The 18,388-nt window shown below is 35.5% G+C and carries 23 protein-coding genes; 10 read left to right on the top strand and 13 right to left on the bottom strand.

Annotated features, from left to right (window positions below):
* Positions 1-22 precede the first annotated feature (22 nt).
* A complete protein-coding gene (locus ABJ955_RS11215; RefSeq protein ID WP_347374713.1) occupies positions 23-811 on the top strand; it encodes a hypothetical protein in 789 nt (262 codons plus the stop codon).
* Between the two features lie 24 nt (positions 812-835).
* On the opposite strand, the gene ABJ955_RS11220 is transcribed toward ABJ955_RS11215, so the two are convergent.
* Positions 836-1,243: a thiol-disulfide oxidoreductase DCC family protein gene (locus ABJ955_RS11220; protein ID WP_347374714.1), complete on the bottom strand. Its 408-nt coding sequence runs from the start codon at positions 1,241-1,243 to the stop codon at positions 836-838.
* Positions 1,243-3,417 (bottom strand): DNA mismatch repair protein MutS, encoded by a 2,175-nt coding sequence (locus ABJ955_RS11225; RefSeq protein WP_347374715.1) that lies wholly within the window; start codon positions 3,415-3,417, stop codon positions 1,243-1,245. Before ABJ955_RS11225 ends, ABJ955_RS11220 begins: the two co-directional genes overlap by 1 nt.
* 39 nt (positions 3,418-3,456) lie before the next feature.
* Between ABJ955_RS11225 and ABJ955_RS11230 the strand changes: the two genes are divergently transcribed.
* Entirely contained in the window at positions 3,457-4,134 is a 678-nt protein-coding gene (locus ABJ955_RS11230; RefSeq protein ID WP_347374716.1) for a uracil-DNA glycosylase, read from the top strand.
* Positions 4,135-4,379: 245 nt separating this feature from the next.
* On the opposite strand, the gene ABJ955_RS11235 is transcribed toward ABJ955_RS11230, so the two are convergent.
* Genes ABJ955_RS11235 through ABJ955_RS11250 form a run of 4 tightly spaced genes read right to left on the bottom strand, consistent with a single transcriptional unit; the run spans position 4,380 to position 7,424 of the window.
* Entirely contained in the window at positions 4,380-5,228 is an 849-nt protein-coding gene (locus ABJ955_RS11235; protein ID WP_347374717.1) for a substrate-binding domain-containing protein, read from the bottom strand.
* The gene (locus ABJ955_RS11240) at positions 5,225-6,097 is read right to left on the bottom strand and encodes a nucleoside phosphorylase (RefSeq protein WP_347374718.1); all 873 of its coding nucleotides are present in this window, start codon (positions 6,095-6,097) and stop codon (positions 5,225-5,227) included. Before ABJ955_RS11240 ends, ABJ955_RS11235 begins: the two co-directional genes overlap by 4 nt.
* 6 nt (positions 6,098-6,103) lie before the next feature.
* Positions 6,104-6,433: a translation initiation factor gene (locus tag ABJ955_RS11245; RefSeq protein ID WP_347374719.1), complete on the bottom strand. Its 330-nt coding sequence runs from the start codon at positions 6,431-6,433 to the stop codon at positions 6,104-6,106.
* Positions 6,434-6,473: 40 nt separating this feature from the next.
* Positions 6,474-7,424, bottom strand: coding sequence for a 2-oxoglutarate and iron-dependent oxygenase domain-containing protein (locus tag ABJ955_RS11250; RefSeq protein WP_347374720.1), 951 nt, complete (start codon positions 7,422-7,424; stop codon positions 6,474-6,476).
* A 124-nt stretch (positions 7,425-7,548) separates the two neighbouring features.
* Here ABJ955_RS11250 and ABJ955_RS11255 point away from each other — a divergent pair, with 124 nt between their 5' ends.
* The 4 genes from ABJ955_RS11255 (at position 7,549) to ABJ955_RS11270 (ending at position 11,047) form a co-directional block, all read left to right on the top strand.
* Positions 7,549-9,555, top strand: coding sequence for a dehydrogenase E1 component subunit alpha/beta (locus tag ABJ955_RS11255; RefSeq protein WP_347374721.1), 2,007 nt, complete (start codon positions 7,549-7,551; stop codon positions 9,553-9,555).
* Positions 9,556-9,655: 100 nt separating this feature from the next.
* Complete coding sequence (locus tag ABJ955_RS11260) at positions 9,656-9,817, top strand: DUF1328 domain-containing protein (RefSeq protein ID WP_347374722.1); 162 nt, start codon at positions 9,656-9,658, stop codon at positions 9,815-9,817.
* Between the two features lie 37 nt (positions 9,818-9,854).
* Positions 9,855-10,334, top strand: a complete 480-nt coding sequence (locus tag ABJ955_RS11265; RefSeq protein ID WP_347374723.1) for a lipocalin — start codon at positions 9,855-9,857, stop codon at positions 10,332-10,334.
* Positions 10,335-10,339: 5 nt separating this feature from the next.
* On the top strand, positions 10,340-11,047 hold the full coding sequence (locus ABJ955_RS11270; protein ID WP_347374724.1) for an OmpA family protein: 708 nt from the start codon (positions 10,340-10,342) through the stop codon (positions 11,045-11,047).
* Between the two features lie 134 nt (positions 11,048-11,181).
* Here the strand turns inward: ABJ955_RS11270 and ABJ955_RS11275 are convergent, their stop codons facing one another.
* From ABJ955_RS11275 to ABJ955_RS11285, 3 genes are all read right to left on the bottom strand, one after another.
* The gene (locus tag ABJ955_RS11275) at positions 11,182-11,604 is read right to left on the bottom strand and encodes a hypothetical protein (protein ID WP_347374725.1); all 423 of its coding nucleotides are present in this window, start codon (positions 11,602-11,604) and stop codon (positions 11,182-11,184) included.
* Between the two features lie 2 nt (positions 11,605-11,606).
* The gene (raiA, locus tag ABJ955_RS11280; RefSeq protein WP_347374726.1) at positions 11,607-11,909 is read right to left on the bottom strand and encodes a ribosome-associated translation inhibitor RaiA; all 303 of its coding nucleotides are present in this window, start codon (positions 11,907-11,909) and stop codon (positions 11,607-11,609) included.
* A gap of 81 nt (positions 11,910-11,990) precedes the next feature.
* Complete coding sequence (locus tag ABJ955_RS11285; protein WP_347374727.1) at positions 11,991-12,950, bottom strand: TerC family protein; 960 nt, start codon at positions 12,948-12,950, stop codon at positions 11,991-11,993.
* A 206-nt stretch (positions 12,951-13,156) separates the two neighbouring features.
* On the opposite strand from ABJ955_RS11285, the gene ABJ955_RS11290 reads away from it, so the two are divergent.
* The 4 genes from ABJ955_RS11290 to thiE all read left to right on the top strand — a co-directional run bounded on the left by ABJ955_RS11290 (position 13,157) and on the right by thiE (position 16,593).
* Positions 13,157-13,786, top strand: coding sequence for an NAD(P)-binding domain-containing protein (locus ABJ955_RS11290; RefSeq protein WP_347374728.1), 630 nt, complete (start codon positions 13,157-13,159; stop codon positions 13,784-13,786).
* A 100-nt stretch (positions 13,787-13,886) separates the two neighbouring features.
* A complete protein-coding gene (locus ABJ955_RS11295) occupies positions 13,887-14,747 on the top strand; it encodes a formate/nitrite transporter family protein (RefSeq protein WP_347374729.1) in 861 nt (286 codons plus the stop codon).
* Positions 14,748-15,275: 528 nt separating this feature from the next.
* Entirely contained in the window at positions 15,276-15,893 is a 618-nt protein-coding gene (locus tag ABJ955_RS11300) for a DEAD/DEAH box helicase (protein WP_347374730.1), read from the top strand.
* A gap of 58 nt (positions 15,894-15,951) precedes the next feature.
* Positions 15,952-16,593: a thiamine phosphate synthase gene (gene thiE, locus ABJ955_RS11305; protein WP_347374731.1), complete on the top strand. Its 642-nt coding sequence runs from the start codon at positions 15,952-15,954 to the stop codon at positions 16,591-16,593.
* 90 nt (positions 16,594-16,683) lie between these two features.
* Here thiE and ABJ955_RS11310 read toward each other — a convergent pair whose 3' ends face one another.
* The 4 genes from ABJ955_RS11310 to ABJ955_RS11325 all read right to left on the bottom strand — a co-directional run bounded on the left by ABJ955_RS11310 (position 16,684) and on the right by ABJ955_RS11325 (position 18,320).
* On the bottom strand, positions 16,684-17,211 hold the full coding sequence (locus ABJ955_RS11310) for a peptide-methionine (S)-S-oxide reductase (protein WP_347374732.1): 528 nt from the start codon (positions 17,209-17,211) through the stop codon (positions 16,684-16,686).
* A 22-nt stretch (positions 17,212-17,233) separates the two neighbouring features.
* Positions 17,234-17,515, bottom strand: coding sequence for a DUF427 domain-containing protein (locus tag ABJ955_RS11315; protein WP_347374808.1), 282 nt, complete (start codon positions 17,513-17,515; stop codon positions 17,234-17,236).
* A 62-nt stretch (positions 17,516-17,577) separates the two neighbouring features.
* A complete protein-coding gene (locus tag ABJ955_RS11320; protein ID WP_347374733.1) occupies positions 17,578-17,850 on the bottom strand; it encodes a GNAT family N-acetyltransferase in 273 nt (90 codons plus the stop codon).
* Between the two features lie 257 nt (positions 17,851-18,107).
* A complete protein-coding gene (locus ABJ955_RS11325) occupies positions 18,108-18,320 on the bottom strand; it encodes a hypothetical protein (RefSeq protein WP_347374734.1) in 213 nt (70 codons plus the stop codon).
* Between the last annotated feature and the right edge of the window lie 68 nt (positions 18,321-18,388).

An 18,388-nucleotide genomic window follows, 5' to 3' on the forward strand; every position in this document is an offset into this window, starting at 1 on the left:
GCTATGATAAAACATCATAGTTATGAAAACGTATATCTTAATCATTTTTAGCGGCTTTACAATGGGAATTGTTTATAGCCAAGTGGGAATTGGAACAATAAACCCTAGTAATTCTTCCATGCTTGAAATAAGTAGCACTTCTGATGGAGGGCTTACTTATAAAGGATTTATGCCTCCACGAGTGTCCAATACAGCAGAAAGGGATTTAATTAATCCAACGGCAATCGATGTTGGACTACTGATTTTTGTAAAAAATATAGGTTGTATTCAAATTTGGAACGGTTCCTCATGGGAAAATAGCTATTGCTTAGATACCATACCAATTGAACCATGGATTAATGAATTTCATTACGATAATATTGGGGGTGATATTGGCGAGTTTATCGAAATTGCTGGTCCATCAGGATTAGATTTGAGTAACTATAGGATATTGCTTTACAATGGGGCTACTGGGGCGTCCTATTACGGAATTACTTTATCAGGAATACTGCCTAATGAATCCAATAATTATGGGGCGTTAAGTTTTAGTCCACCTTCTATTCAGAATGAGATGGAAGGAATAGCATTAATTAAAATTTCAAACAATAAAGTATTACAATTTATTAGTTATGAAGGAAGCTTTATGGCCACAAACAATACCGCAAACGGTATTATGTCTATAGATATAGGGTTTTATGAGTCTGAAAATACCACCCCAATCGGGTTTTCTTTACAACTTACAGGGTCAGGAAATACTTATAGTAATTTTATTTGGAATCCGCCAGCAAGTGAATCACCAGGTTTTTTAAATACAGGACAGCAAATTAATTAATAGAATTAGTAGGTGTAGGTTATGTTATAGAAATTTCGATTTTAATTCTGGTGAAGGAAGCATACAACTTTCTTTTTTTCCGTACCATTTATAACGATTTTTAGCAATATATTCATAAGCAGCATTTCTAATAAACTTAGGAATAATCATAAATCCAAAAAGTAGGGGGTAGGCGCCAGATAGATTTTTTGCAATAGTAAGTACGGCTGAAGATTTTTGATATATTTTATCACCATCTATCAATATAATAGAAGCTACTTTAGTACTGTCTAAATTAAATTTTGACAGTAGTGCTTGTCCAATCTCACTTTGCAGGGCGGCAAATTTGAAGTGATTTTTTGGGTCGTGTTTAATAACAAAATTGACGGAGCTATTGCAAAGGTTGCAAACCCCATCAAAAAGAATGATTTTATATGCTATTTCTGTCTGCATTATACTTTTTCCAATTCTTCTAAACTCACATTTGTGGTAAATATTCCATAATTAACAATTGCTTTGGTTTTTTCAATTGTATCAATTGTACCAATAGCGCGACCATCAATCATCCGCACTCTGTCACCAATTTTTAAAGTAACTTTCGGTTTTGGTGGTGGAAGTTTCTTCGCTTTTTCCTTTTCTACTTTCTTGCGTTCTCGAATAACCGCTACCTTTTCTTCCACCTCTTGCAGCACCTTTTGCTCTTTTACTTTTACAGCCTTTTTTTGCTTTGGCGCAAGCTTTTTTCGCTTGCTATTTTCTACCATAACAAGTTTCATTAGTTGATCAATCAGTTGCTTTTTTTGTTTGTTGTTGAAATATTTTTCTGAGAGAACAGCTACTTTTTTACCAAGACTGATAAGTTTTTGGTTGGCATCAAATAATTCCTGATAACTTTCTAATTTTTCTTGGACCCGAATATTTATTTCTTCTAATTGCTTCCCTTCAACACGAGCTTTTTGTTCTTCACTCTTTAACGCTTCAGAAGTTTTTCGAAGATTAGAACGCTCTTTCTGTAAATTGGCAATGGTTTTATCAAAACGTACTTTACCACGTTCAATTTTCTTTTTTGCCTTGTTGATTAAACTATATGGGATTCCATTTTTCTGGGCAACTTCAAACGTATAACTGCTTCCAGCTTCACCCAGATGAAGGTGATACAGCGGTTCTAACGATTTATTATCAAACTGCATATTGGCATTTATGGCATTTGGTAATTCGTTGGCTAATAGCTTTAAATTGGTATAATGCGTTGTTATTATTCCAAATGCTTCCCGCTCATAAAAAACTTCTAAAAAGGTTTCTGCCAAGGCACCACCAAGTTCAGGGTCGCTTCCAGTTCCAAATTCATCAATTAAAAAAAGCGTATTCTTATTACACTTTTTTAAAAATTGATTCATTTTTTTTAAACGATAGCTATAGGTGCTTAAATGATTTTCGATAGACTGATTATCGCCAATATCCGTTAAAATTCGTTTGAAAAAGAAGACTTCGCTTTGTGGCTCCACAGGTATAAGCATTCCACTTTGCAGCATTACTTGTAAAAGGCCCACAGTTTTTAGTGTGATACTTTTTCCACCAGCATTGGGGCCAGAGATTACAATAATCCGCTTATCGGGAACCAATTCAATGGTTTGTGGGAAGGTTTTTTCCTTACGTTTATTATTCGAAACTAATAATAACGGATGAAAAGCTTTTTGAAGTGAAATCTTTTTTGCTGACGTAAGTATAGGTAAAACGGCGTTAATTTTTAAAGCGTATTTTGCTTTTGCATAAAGCACGTCCATAGCAGTTAAATACGCTTGGTAAGCTACCAAAAGGGGTTTATAAGGACGAATAAACTCCGTTAAAGCTTTTAGTATTTTTTTTATTTCTTCATCTTCTTCATACAGCAAATTACTGAGTTCGTTAGCGTATTCAAGGGTTTCTTGCGGTTCAATAAAAACAATACTTCCTGTTTTTGAACTTCCTAAAACGGCTCCTTTTATTTTTTTACGATGCATCGCTTTTACGGCAAGTACGCGACGATTTTCAACTATAGATTCGCGAATTTCATCCAAATAATCGTTTTGCACATAGTGCGAAAGTGCTTTGGTAAACGATGAATTTATTTTGCCTTTTACCACATTTAATCTTCTGCGTATTACTCCTAATTCAGAAGAAGCTTCGTCTTTAATCTCCCCGTATTTATCAATGCGTTTGTTTATCTCTTCGGAAATCAATGAAGTATAATTTACTTCTTCCGAAAAACGATTTAACTGAATGTAGAATTCTTCAAATTTCTTAAAGAACTTTAATAGTATGCGCGTGGTTTCAGAAATAGATAGAATTCTTCTAAACCCTGAAATTTCTAATGTGCTATTTTCAATATCTAGCAGAAGTAACTCTCTAAAGATAGGATCAAAACCATGATTTGGGATGCGATTTTCTCCATCAAACGAGGCAGTAAATTCTTTTACACGTTCTAATTCGGGTTTTATTTCAGTAAAATCCTGAAACGGATTTATTAAAAGCACTTTTTCTTTTCCAGGCTCAGTAATACAATTGTCAGCAACTTGCCGCAATACTGAAGGGAATTCAAGGTCTTCTAAAGTTTTACTATCTATACGGGCTTTCCGTTTTATTTCCATTAATTTTACTTTTTCAGCAATCATACAAAAGTAAGAATAATGCAACTAACAATCCCATCAAGTTGGAAGCAGGTTTTAAAGGAAGAAATTGAAAAACCTGCATTTAAAAATTTAATGAAATTTGTTGAAAATGAGTATAATTCACCCACTAGTAAATGTTTTCCTCCCAGCGAACAGTTATTTTCGGCCTTCGCGCACACCCCTTTTAACGAAGTGAAAGTTGTACTAATTGGCCAAGACCCATATCATGGAGCAGGGCAGGCCAATGGGCTTTGTTTTTCAGTAAATGACGGAATTAAAAAACCACCATCCCTAAACAATATTTTTAAGAAAATAAGCTTGGATTTAGGAACAGAGATTCCTGAGTCTGGAAATTTAGAGCGTTGGGCAAACCAAGGGGTGCTTTTGCTTAATGCAATTCTAAGCGTTCGAGAAAAAAAACCTGGCAGTCATAAAAATAAAGGCTGGGAAAAGTTTACGGATGCTGTTATTGAAAAACTTGCTTCGGAAAAAGAAAATTTGGTGTTTATTCTCTGGGGAAATTACGCAAAGCAAAAAGGAAAAAATATTGACGACAAAAAGCATTTAGTGATAAAAAGCATTCACCCATCACCATTAAGCGTCAATAAAAATAGAGAGGAGTGGTTTAGTAATAATAATTTTAATGAAATAAATAACTTTTTAAGGGAAAAAGGTAAGCTGCCAATAGAATGGTAGTTTGTACAATAACAACTAGTAGGGTTGTTTTAAGAAAATAGAATAGAAGGTGAGGAGGAACCCATCTATTCTTCTTCTGGTGTTTCTGGTTCGGCAGCATCGTTACAGCTAAACTGTAACAAAAGAAAGTTAGTGACCAACAACGCTCCCAAAACGATTAAAAATGTAGTCATAATATTTGATTTTATACAAATAAGATGCAGCATGCTTTCTTGGGTTGCGTTAAATTTATTTTTTTTTGTAATTTATTTTAAGATGCTGGTATGCTGTATCTTATTTTCAATTAAATCTAATTCTAATAACTTTTGTTGTATGTTTTCGAGTTCTTTCAACGTTAATTGGGTGTCACTCCATTCCGTTAAAGAAAGCCATTCTTGAACATCTTCAATTTTCTGACCGTATCTTTTTGCTATAATTTGGTCAATAGCTTCTAATTGCTTAAAACCATTAGTAGTGCTGTTTATTATTTCTAGAATAGTTTGTATAGCCTCAGCTTCATTGTCTAAAACATCGTTTCTAACTGCAATTACAAAACTTGGCCAAGGAGTAGGGGACTCGCCAACCAATCTAAAAACACCAGTATCAACATAGGGTTTGGTCATAAATTTTTCCCACATAAAATAATCCCCGTTTCCATTGGGCAAACCTTCCAAGGCACCGTCTAGATCTTGAATTACTTTAAATTTTAAGTCGCTTTGTAGGTTCCATTCTAAGTTTTCAGCATTTACATAAGCCATTAAATGTGAGCCCGAACCATACCTACTAATAGCTGCAGCCGTTCCTTTTAAGTCCGAAACGGTATTGTAATCTGAATTTGCCGCAACATGAATACCCCATATTAAAGGTGATTTCACAAAAACTTGCACAATTTTGCAATCATTTCCATTAATTATATCACGAACCACACCCTCCGTAAGGATAACAGCCATGTCAATTTCTTTTTCTCTTAATGCTTGACACATTTGTCCTGTACCTCCTGGATAATCTTTCCAACGAAGGTTGATGTTTTTTTTCTGAAAATCCTTATCGCGAAGCGCGATGTACCAAGGTAAGTTGAAGTGTTCTGGCACCCCGCCAATCAGGAAGTTTTTCATTTAGAAATAATTTTCAATGTCGTTTTTATTAAAGAATCAATAGTCTTTTCTGAATTAAGGCTAAAGCTTCTCTTTGCTCTATTTGCTAAAATAGCATTTAACGATATCGCACGATGCCCCAATAATTTTGCCAAGCCATATATTCCAGATGTTTCCATTTCAAAATTGGTAATTTTAGCACCCTTAAAGTTAAACTTTTGTATTTTATTATTCATCCCTTCATCTTCAGTAGAAAGGCGAAGTACACGCCCTTGTGGCCCATAAAAACCTACGTTTGTGGCGGTAACTCCCTTAATAAATTCTTCCGAATTAAACTTTTTCAGTAATTCATCATCCGCCGAAACAACGTAGGGCTCCGATTTTTTAGCATTCCAGGCGGTATGTTCGATAAACGCTTTTGAAAAATCAGTATCAAGAAAAGAAGTTTCTTTATAAAAATGAAGTAAAGTATCAAATCCAATTGCTTTTGCTGATACCGAAAAACTATCAATCGCTATTTCTGGTTGAATTGCGCCAGAAGTACCAATACGAATTATTTCTAAAGCGCTTAGCTTATTTTTAATGGTACGTGTTTCAAAATCAATGTTTTTTAAGGCGTCTAATTCATTTAAAACAATATCAATATTATCAGTTCCAATACCGGTAGAAATAACACTTATACGTTTCCCGTTAAAGCTTCCTGTATGTGTTTTAAACTCTCTTTTGTGCGTTTTAAACTCAATGGTGTCAAAATATTTTGAAACAGCCGTTACCCGATCTGGATCACCTACAGTAATTACAGTATCTGCAAGTTGGTGTGGTAGTAAATTGAGGTGATAGATACTTCCATCTGGGTTAAGGATAAGCTCCGATTCTTTAATTTTTACCATATTTATCTATCCTCCAACGCGTTTTACCTTAAACCCTTTTTCTTTTAGAAACGTCATAATTTTATCACGATAATCCCCCTGTATAATTATTTGTTCATTCTTAAAACTACCGCCAACACTTAATAATTGCTTTATTTCTTTGGCAAGAATCTTAAAGTCTGAGTCAGCACCTGTATATCCTTCAATAATTGTGATTGGTTTTCCTTTTCGCTTTTCATATTTGCAAATCAAAGGATCATCTTGCATCCAAAGAGATGATTCCTCCTGTGTTTCGGGAACATCTTTGGGCTCATGGTCTGGAAAAAGGTTTTTTAATTGGTCTTCTAAAGATTTCAAAGTTTAAATTTTCAGGTTTAGGTAAACTGTTTGTGGCAATTTACTTTTTAATTAATCCAATTTCCACCAATCGTTGGTGTAAAAACTCTCCAGCGGTAATGTCATCATACGCTTTAGGATGCTCCGAATCAATACATTCTGGCAAACAGTTTAAGTTCATATCGCTACGTGGATGCATAAAAAATGGAATAGAGTAGCGTGCCGTACCCCATTCTTCTTTTGGTGGGTTTATAACGCGATGTATGGTGGAGCGCAACTTATTGTTGGTATGACGTTCTAGCATATCACCAACATTAATAACTAGTTCGTCTTCGTTTGGAATTGCATCTATCCATTCGCCATCTTTACGCAACACTTGCAATCCACCCGCAGAAGCACCCATTAAAAGTGTAATAAGATTAATATCTCCGTGAGCACCAGCGCGTACGGCACCTTTTGGCTCTTCTTGAATTGGCGGGTAATGTATAGGTCGCAAAATACTGTTACCATTTGTTGCCCAATGGTCAAAGTAAAACTCATCCAAGCCAATATATAAAGCCAATGCTCGTAGCACATAAATACCTGTTTTTTCAAGCATTCTATATGCTTCCATACCGGTGCGGTTAAAATCAGGTAGCTCCGTTACGGATACGTTTTCTGGATAGTCTTCTGCAAGGTTTGCATCTGCACTTGGCTCTTGTCCAAAATGCCAAAACTCTTTTAAATCTCCTTCTTTCTTACCTTTTGCATGCTCTTTTCCAAAGGATATATAACCTCTTTGCCCTCCAAGTCCTTCAATTTCGTAGGATTCCTTTACTTCAACTGGAAGACTAAAAAAACTTTTAACTTCTTTATATAGATCGGCTACCAAGGCATCGCTTAAAAAATGATTTTTTAGTGAAACAAAACCTATGTCTTCGTATGCGCTTCCTATTTCATTTACAAACTTTTGTTTCCTCTTCGGGTCGTCTGAAAGGAAATCGGCTAAATCTACACTGGGTATATTATTCATAGCATTTAATATTTTAAAGTACAAAGATACCAATTTACCAAAGTTTTTCCGAAGATAAAATTTGCATTAATAATCCTTGTTGCAATGGGTTTTTTTCTACTTTTGATATTGTTAATTATTTAAGATGAAATCTGAAACAAAACCACCTATTTTCTTCGATTACAATAGAAAAGATATCGATACCAACACATTAATAAACCTATACCGCGGTATGTTGAAACCGCGAATGATAGAAGAGAAAATGCTCATCCTACTACGCCAAGGAAAAGTTTCTAAATGGTTTAGCGGAATAGGGCAGGAAGCAATATCTATAGGTGTCGCAGCAGTTTTAGATAAAGACGAATACATTTTGCCAATGCATAGAAACCTTGGTGTTTTCACGATGCGTGAAATTCCATTACATCGGTTGTTTTCGCAATGGCAAGGGAAAGCAAACGGCTTCACCAAAGGAAGGGATCGTAGTTTTCACTTTGGCACGCAAGAATTTAATATTGTGGGGATGATTTCGCATCTTGGACCACAATTTGGTGTTGCGGATGGTATAGCCCTTGCAAATAAATTAAAACAAAACAATAAGGTTTGTGCAGTTTTTACTGGAGAAGGCGGCTCCAGTGAAGGTGATATCCACGAAGCCTTAAACGTAGCTTCTGTTTGGCAGCTACCTGTTCTTTTCTGTATAGAAAACAACGGTTATGGACTCTCGACCCCTACAAATGAACAATATAACTGTGAAAATCTCGCCGACCGAGGGAAAGGGTATGGCATGGAATCACACATTATTGAAGGGAATAATGTGCTGGAAGTTTACACCAAGCTAAAAAGTTTGGTTGATAGCATGCGAAGCAATCCAAGACCTATTTTGTTGGAGTTTAAAACCTTTAGAATGCGTGGCCATGAAGAAGCTAGTGGTACAAAATATGTTCCTGTAGATTTAATTGATGAATGGGGAATGCGTGATCCGCTTTTAAATTTTGAAAATTTTTTAATAGCTGAAGAGGTTATTTCCGAAGCCGATATTCAGAAGTTTAAAGACGAATTTAAACAAGAAATTGATGAAAACCTTGACATAGCTTTTGCTGAACCTGAAATAGAATCGTCTGAAACCAATGAGTTAAATGATGTTTATAAATCATTTAACTATCAAGAAGTTAGTGTAAATTCAAAAAAAGAAAACATTCGATTGATTGATGCTATTTCTCAAGGATTAAAGCAAGCAATGGAGCGCCATGATAATCTTGTAATTATGGGACAAGATGTAGCTGAATATGGAGGTGTTTTTAAAATTACGGAAGGGTTTGTAGCGCAGTTTGGAAAAGAACGCGTTCGCAATACTCCTATATGTGAATCAGCAATCGTTTCTGCCGCAATGGGACTTTCTATAAGCGGTTTTAAAGCCGTTGTTGAAATGCAATTTGCTGATTTTGTTACTTCTGGCTTTAATCCTATTATTAATTACCTAGCTAAAAGCCATTACCGATGGAGTGAAAATGCAGATGTAGTTGTCCGTATGCCATGTGGAGCAGGTGTAGGTGCGGGGCCTTTTCATAGCCAGACCAACGAAGCTTGGTTTACGCATACACCAGGACTTAAAGTGGTGTATCCAGCTTTTCCGTATGACGCTAAAGGACTTTTGGCTACAAGTATCGAAGACCCAAATCCAGTTATGTTTTTTGAACATAAAGCGCTCTATAGAAGTATTCGCCAAGAAGTCCCAACTGATTACTACACATTACCATTAGGAAAAGCCTCTTTAATAAAAGAAGGAAAAGACGTTACTATTATAACCTATGGCGCTGGCGTACATTGGGCCTTAGAAACCCTTGAAGCGAATACTGAAGTTAATGCAGATTTAATAGATTTACGTACCTTGGTGCCTTTAGACACTGAAGCAATATACCAATCCGTTAAGAAAACAGGAAAAGTTATTATTCTTCAAGAAGACTCCTTATTTGGAGGTATTGCTTCCGATATTTCAGCTTTAATTATGGAGAATTGTTTTGAATATTTAGATGCTCCGGTACAACGGGTTGCTAGCATGGAAACCCCAATCCCATTTGCAGCAAACTTAGAAAAAACCTACCTGCCTAAAGAAAAATTTAAAATATTCTTATTAAAATTGCTATCTTACTAATATTTTAACTTTTATTGTTAAACTTTAGATAAAGATTCTTCGAGCATAAATATTGTTACTTAATTTAGTGGAATACTAATCATTAAAAACAATATATATTATGGTACGTTGGATTATAACCTTTTTAATAATTGCATTAATAGCAGCATTATTCGGATTTGGAGGCATCGCAGAAGGTGCAGCAGATATCGCAAAAATCATTTTTTACATTTTTATTGTGCTTTTGGTACTGTCTTTGCTTTCAAGACTGCTTAGAAGATAAAATAACTTAACCTCTAATTAATCAAACTAATTTATTTATGAAAAAAATCCTCATTTTGGCTCTAATTGCGGCCACAGCATTTTCTTGCGGAACCCCAAAAACTGTGATAGAATCTCGTAAAGTTATCAAAGGATATTGGTCTTTAGACGCTATTACGTATGGTGCCCCGGGAAAATACAATGTCACCCTTTTTAACGATGCTTCGGCAGAATGTTTCGAAGGTAGTAACTGGAGATTTATCCCTAATAACAATACAGGGAATTATACAATTGAAAACGCTAGTTGTCCAACAGGTCAGCGTGACTTTGTATTTGTAATTCAAGAAATTGATCCTGCTACAGGACTCTATGATTTTCTCCTGAAACCTACAAACGCTAAAGGCAAGTCTGAAACCAATGTTGGTATCAGGTTACAATTGGCACAACTTAGTGAATCTTCTATGCGCTGGGAACAAACAGTAAATTTGGAAGGCAAACCTTTTAAAATAAATATGAACTTTTCTAAAATTCAAGACTAACTATTATGAAAAATTTCTTTAAACAAATCGCATTAGTAACACTTGCACTAACGCTACTTATTAGCCTAGGAAGCTGTGAAGCTACTAAAAATGCAAATAATAAACAGAAAGGAGCCGTAATTGGTGCCACTGGTGGAGCCGTTTTAGGCGCGATATTAGGTAATAATATTGGTAAAGGTGGAAACGGTGAGCTCGGAGCCGTAATTGGGGGTGTTGTAGGTGGTGGCGCAGGTGTGCTTATTGGTTCAAAAATGGATAAGCAAGCTCAAAAAATAGAGCAGGAAATTCCTGGTGCTCAAGTAGAACGTGTAGACGACGGTATCGTTGTTACATTCGATGAGAATAGTGGTGTGTATTTTGACACAGGTAAATACAACGTTAACACAGCTTCGCAAGCTTTGTTAGACAAGCTTGCAGGTGTTCTTAAGGAATACCCTGATACCGATGTTCTTGTTATTGGCCATACCGATAGTGTTGGTGCTGATGAAATGAATATGACGCTTTCAAAAAATAGAGCTACAGCCGTAACCAACTATTTTGTACAAAGTAAAGGATTAAGTTCTGGAAGATTTACTACAAACTGGTATGGTGAAACAGCACCAATCGCAGATAATACTACTGCTGAAGGGCGTGCTAAAAATAGACGTGTAAATCTTGCTATCGTTCCTAACCAAAAAATGAAGCAAGACGCACAAAAACAAGCTGGTGAATAATTAGTAATTTAAATAAACTAAAACCCGCACATAAGTGTGGGTTTTTTTATGCTTATTTTTTTATATAGATTTCCTCAAATAAAAAAAGATGCGCAAGGGCGCATCTTTCTATATAAAATTAGTGTTTAAAAGTCTTACTCTGTATCCAGGGGAGGTCTATCATCAATAGCAGCACTATCAGTTTCAAAAAACTCCATTATTTCAGGAGGATTGCTTATCTGTTTGGTTCGTTCCCCTTTAATTGCAATAGGACGAGAGATTACAAAATCATTCTTTTGTATAATCTTAATCCAATCATCAGGACCAAATGCGGCAGTATCTTCAGTATTTAAATCCAGTTCCCTCGTATCTACTAAGTCACCAATATTTGTATTTAAAGCCTCTGCGATTTCAGCCCATTGAGTATCTGAAACCTTAGTTTTCACTAGATCTATAGCCAAATACTTTCCGTCAAGGCCAGTTAAATAGCTAAGTGTGTGCTTTCCAACACGTGTATTACTACTATATATCAGGGTTAATTGTCTTTTATCTCGCGCTATTATTCCCATAGTATCCATGATTAATGTGCGTTCAATTTTTCTTTACGCTTCTGTAACTGCGTGCGTAATTCAGAAATAACTTTTGCGATAGCTGCCTCAAACGAGCCCGTAGCTGTTTCAGCAAAAATTGTTGTTCCTGGCATTCGCAAGCGCACACTACATATTTTTCCATTTTCTGGGTTGGAAGAATTTTCCTTTTTAAAATATACATCTGCACCAACAATGGCGTCGTATTTATTTTCAAGTTTATTAAGTTTTTCCGCGACTAAGCCCTCTAATCTAGCACTTGCAGCTACTTCGTGATATTCGAAATTTATATTCATATATATAGGTTTTTAATTATCTAATCTTAAAGATACGATAGCCAAAAAATCATTCCAAACTTTTAGTAGGATTTTGTGAAATTAATCTTCTTCGGCGATAGCAGGGTTTTCATCCGAGATAATCAATGAGGCTATAATCCCTCCAGCAAGTGAAACACCAATTACACCAAGCGACAACCACTCAGGGATTTCTACATTGTGAGAAAGAATCATTTTAACCCCAACAAAAGCAAGGATAACTACCAGACTATAATTAATATACCTAAACTTAGTAAGCATCCGTGAGATTAAAAAATACATGGAACGAAGCCCTAGAATGGCCAAGATATTTGAGCTAAATACAATAAAGGGATCTGCAGTAATAGCCAGAATTGCAGGAATACTATCTAAAGCAAAGAGAATGTCTGTAAATTCAATAATAATAAGAGCTACAAATAGGGGCGTGGCTGCCTTGACTCCCATTCTTCTAATAAAAAACTTATCGCCATCCATACGGTAGCTAACTGGGAAAAGCCGCTTTAAAAAACGAAACAATTTAGACTTTTTAGGGTCGAACTCTTCTTCCTTATGCACCAACATTCTAAAGGCTGTAATTAATAGAAATGCTCCAAAAACATAAATTATCCAATCAAATTTATTGATAAGTGCTACCCCAAAAAAGATCATCAATGCCCTAAATACAATCGCCCCCAAAATTCCCCAGAAGAGAACTTCATGCTGGTATTTCTTAGGAATAGAAAATGAAGAAAATATTACAGCAATCACAAACACATTGTCTATGCTCAATGAAAGCTCTATTAAATACCCTGTAATGTATTTAAGAACCGCGAGCTCTGGCGTGAGATTGGTTGGGTTTTCAATTAAACCATCCTTAAACAGCCAATAAATTACTCCAGAAAACCCTAAAGCTACCGTAACCCATATGCTTGTCCATATTGCAGCTTCCTTTGTTTTAATTACATGCGCCTCGCGATTAAAGACACCTAAATCTAATGCTAAGAATAAAATGATAAATGCTATAAAAATTACCCAAACAATCATCTAATTAAATTTTAAACAAAAATATAAGCAATTTTAGATTAAATGCTATAGGGAAATGTTAATACTATTAGAGGGCGTTAAATCTTTTTTAAAAACTTTTTAATGCGGATTAAACCTCCTAATTTTAAAAGAAAAAATAGTAACTGTACCAACCAGAATGGTTTTAATACAGTGCAGTTTAAAATTAATAATTAAACCAAAAAGTTATGAAAATAGGAGTAATAGGAAGTGGAAAAATAGGGGGTGCCTTAGGTACACATTGGGCCAAAGCAGGTCATGAAGTATTATTTACCTCCAGACATCCAGAGCAACTAACCCAATTAGCAAAAGAAGCAGGAGGGAAGGCTAAAGCCGTAAGCTTAGATGAAGCATGGGAAGCAAATGCAGATGTATACCTTTTGGCTGTCCCATTTAAAGCGATCGATAAATTAGCTGAACTATATGCAGGCGAATACGGTAATAAAGTTATCATTGATGCTACAAACCCATATCCAGAGAGAGATGGCGAAATGGCGCAAGAGGTACGCGATAGCAACCGTAATGCTTCCGAATACACCGCTATGAAATTCGGAACCGCAAAAACAGCAAAAGCCTTTAATACAATTTATTCAGACCATCTTCGCGACAGAGCGTTTCAAACAACGGATAAGCTAGCAATACCCTTTGCTGCCCAAGATGAGGATAGTAAAAATATAACCCAACAGCTTATTGAAGATATTGGTTTTGATGCAGTATATATAGGTGGTTTGGAAAAAACCAACCTCATGGATCCAGAACAAAAAATCTATGGGAAATCTACTAATAGAAAACATTTGGAAGAATTAATAACGAAGTAAAATCCTTAATTCTTAATACTACATAAGGTTTCGTTTCAAAACCAATAACAGTCCCTTTTCTTGAAACGAAACCTTTTTTTACAGCACAACTCCCAAAAAAATGGACGAAGAAGAAAAAAATAAAAAGGAGAAACAACAAAACATAGATAGAGAACTCAAAAACTCCAAGCCATCAGATTCTACTACAGCAAAATCTCACGGCGAAATCCTTAAACAACAGATTATTGAAGGGCAGGAGACCTACGATAAAAAACCAGTAAGCATCCTACTAAGCTCGCTTACAGCAGGGTTAGAAATTGGTTTTAGCTATTTAATGATCTGCGCTTTGTTTTTCTTTCTCTCAGGAAAAGTTGCCGAAGACACCATCATTAAAGCCCTTTCAATAGTCTATCCCATAGGGTTTATAATGGTTATTTTAGGGCAATCCATTCTTTTTACCGAGCAAACATCCTTGCTAACATTACCAGTGCTGAATAAAAAACGTTCTCTGAGAAGTCTCTTAAGACTCTGGGGCTTAGTAATACTAGGTAATTTAATCGGGGGCTATATTATTGCGTTTCTATTAGTTTGGTTCGGTCCTAAACTTGGTATTTTTAACCTTCAAACCATTGAAAAAATAGCCATACACGTAACAGACCACGAAGGCAGCGCCGTTTTTGTGAGTGCAATCCTCGCTGGCTGGCTGATGGGGTTATTATCATGGCTGGTAGCTGCTTCAAAAGATACCTTAAGCAGGTTGTTAATCATATTTATAATCACTGCAATCTTGTCATTTGCGGGATTACACCATAGTATTGTTGGTAATGTAGAAGTTTTTGCTGGCTATATAAGTTCGCCACAAATTAATTTTACAGACTATCTAAGCTTTATCGCCTTAGCGCTAATTGGTAATGCAGTAGGTGGCGCCGTGTTTGTAGCATTACTTAAGTACCGTGCATTTGTATACAATGTAAAAGATTAAGTTTCGATTACACACTTAAAGTAATAGCGGGTTTTTAAACATTCTATTTTACATAATATAAATTATAGTACATTTATAACAATTAGTGAATAGCGCTTTTTTGCGCTATTTTACATAGTTGCAGATATAATGACTGACAGACTTATATCGATAGCAATTATGTAACAGCTAATTGTGGCTTCGTTAGAATAATTTAGATGTGTAGCTATAATTCTCTATTATGGAAAATACCCCAGGAAGTCTTGTACACACAATAAACTGTAGTACTTGGGTCATTAAACATTAGGCTCTTGGTTTAGCACTAAATAAGAAACATTCTGCTGTTTGTAGCTATAATTAGCCGTTATGTAAAATAGCCGCTGCTCCCGAAGCTTCGGGACTCGATTGTTTTAAAATACAAATGCGTAGCATTCATGAGCTCCTCTAAAAAATAAAAATCCGCGATTCGCAGCGATTGGCGTTTGTAGGCAGTATATTTGCCAGCAGTAGTAAAAACAGTTTGCTAAAGCCTTTATTTATTTAACTTCTATGCCTTTTAAAAAACTACATGCCGATATACAAGAAAAGCTAGCAACTTTAGAAATAACCACTCCTACTCCATTTCAAAGTAAAAGCATTCCCGTTATTAAAAGCGGTGCTAATGTGTATTGTAATGCTCCAACTGGAAGCGGAAAAACCACTAGCTTGATACTTACAACCCTACAAAAGTTAAAATGTAAAGCCGTTGGTAATGCCCCAAGAGCGGTAGTTCTTGTAGAAAACAAAGAAAAAGCAATGGAGTTGTACGATGCTTTTTTATGCTATACCAAACACACTTCACTTCGGGTGTATGTAGGCTATGAAGAACTGCATATCGATGTGCAAAAATCGGAAATAGCAATGGGAGCAGACATTCTAATTTCCACCCCCAAGTCTATGAATAAATTGTTTTTATTAAACGGGGTAAGTATCTCACAATTAAAACTATTTAGTATCGATGACGCCGAGTTTCTAAGTCAAAAATCTTCCTATGCAGCAATAATGTCTATTACTCAAAGCATTCAAAAGTGTCAATATGTGCTATATTCGGAGAAAATGCACCCCATGTTACAACGTTTTGAAGGCTATTTTATGGAGTATGCTAAAAAAGTAGCTGTTGTAGACTAGCTAAAACTGTTGAATAGTAAAAAGGAAGTACTTATTTTCAATGCCAAACCCTTATAGCATGATACCCAAATTACACTATATCTCTCAAGGAAACACGCCAAAGGAACATCTTGAAAACATCCAAAAAGCATGTACCTCTGGTGCGGAATTAGTGCAATTACGCTTAAAAAACATTTCAGAAAAGAAAATCTTAAAATGTGCAAAGGAAGCTAGAGAGATCACGGCGCATTTTCAAACCAGACTGCTAATTAACGACTATTATAAAATAGCTATAGCTGTTAAAGCAGACGGTGTACACCTAGGGAAAGGTGATACCTGCCCTACCAAAGCTAGAAAACAGTTGTATACGTGGCAGTTTATTGGTGGCACCGCAAATACCTTAGAAGATTGTGAAACATTAATCGCTAAAGAAGTAGATTATATTAGCGTAGGTCCTTTTAGGTTTACTGAAACTAAAAATAACCTCCCTCCCGCTTTAGGACTAGCGGGATATGCTGCAATTAATGATTTTTTAAATACAGAAACTCCCATTATTGGTGTTGGTGGCATTACTGTTGCTGATGTTACCTCCATACTTGAAACAGGCATTTCTGGAATCGCAGCTTCAGGAGAAATTACACGTAATTTTAATACAATAAAGACATTTAACCAACTACTAAAAGCCTCGTCTACAGACGAAAAACGCTATACTTTTCAATAAATAGTGTAGGTTTCTCAAAATAATGTGCTAAAAGCCTGACTTAGCATTAAAAAAACTTTTTTGTAAGTTACTTCTATTCATCCAGACACTTTAGCTAAGTGGATCTGTTGGGATTTGTAGCCTATTTAAAGCTATATTCGCTCTAAACTTATCGTGCAAAATCTGCAATTTTGGCTTGATAAACGTTTCACAAAAAGGCTTTGAAGGATTGCTGTAATAATAATTAAGCAATTGTTTTCGGGATGGCTTAAATTCTGAAAAGGGGTATCTTTTTGTTATTAATTGCTCTTCAAATTCAGCTTGGTGGGAGTTAAGGATTTTAGCTACGACTAGGGCTTGTTTATCAGAAAAAGTATAAACAGCAGATCTATAGTTGTCGCGTATACTGTGCAATGAAGTACTTTTATGTGTGTGTAAATGCACTGATAGCAATACCTTTAAAGAGATCTGAATAGGGTTAAAATAAACTAAAACTGCTTCAGAAAATGAAGTAACTACTCCCTTTGAAGCAACATAGCCTTGAGAAGCCTTTTGAACCCCTTTTAGAGATTGAAAAACAGCTTCTGTGCCCCAATGGCATCCACCTCCTAAAGCTATTGTTTCTAGTTTATTTTTCATTTTATATCCCATGTTTATACACCTACTCGCCTACTTTGACACCTTTCCAAAAGGCTATATGATCTTTTATTCCTTTTGCTAAAGCAGAGGGGGTTTCATAAAACCAAGCGGCATCTTTATTTTCTTTTCCCGCTACAACTAGTGTATAATATGAAGCTTGCCCTTTCCACGGACATGAAGTATGTGTCTCTGAAGCTTTAAAAAACGCTTGTTTTATACTATCCTTTGGAAAGTAATGATTGCCTTCTATTTGAATAGTTTTATCGCTTTCTGCTATTATTTGATCGTTCCAAATTGCTTTAATTGTCATATTTTTTACTTTTATTTTAACATTAGTGTCTTCCCTACTGTAAGTTTTAGGGAGTATTATACTGCTATACGGGTTTTCCACTTTGAACTTCTACTCGCCACTGCTTTTACATAACTGCATACCGCTACAGCCTTGTACCCTTCTTCGGTGAGTTTTTCAAAGGTTTTTTCTACTAAAATTTTTCCAAGGCCTTTGCCTCTTAAATTAGAAGGCACTTCGGAGTGATTTAAATACATTTTCCCGTCTCTGAGAGTATAGGTTACCTTTGCTATTTCCCCATTGATATTTAATTTAAAACTATTGTTTTCTTTATCGTGTGTTATTTCCAAAATTTCTGGTATTAGTATGTTAATCTATTTATTTCCTTTTTCTCAGGATTTCGTAATTTTTTTTGCCAATGGTGACACTTGAAAAATTAAGCTTTCTATTTTTATAAAGTTGTCGAAGTTCCTTTGCAAACATTTCATTTGTTACTACAGCTAAAAAAGTAAAAGGCAAGAACGTGCTTTTAGCAATGACTGATACTAGCTGGTTTTATGACAGGCTGCTGCCCCCTACAACTTAATTACAGAAATTTTCTTCATGCTTATTTAATAGTTTTTATTACCGTAATTGCCTTTTTTGTATTGAGATGAAAATCTGAAAAAACAATAGTATCATGCTGGTCAATAAATAAAAACCCAAGGGTACCGCCGGTATTATAATCTCGAATTATTTTTGAACGGTTGTGGGAAGTTGCATCGCCAGGATTATGACCAAAAGGTATCTTAAGCTTATATTTTTTCTGTGTTTCAAGCATTTTTTCCACTGTATTTGGATGGCAACCCAGTGGTTTACTTCAAATTCCTTTGTTTTATAAATGGTCGT

It is taken from the genome of Aequorivita sp. Q41 (assembly GCF_039831855.1).
Classification (GTDB): Bacteria; Bacteroidota; Bacteroidia; order Flavobacteriales; family Flavobacteriaceae; genus Aequorivita.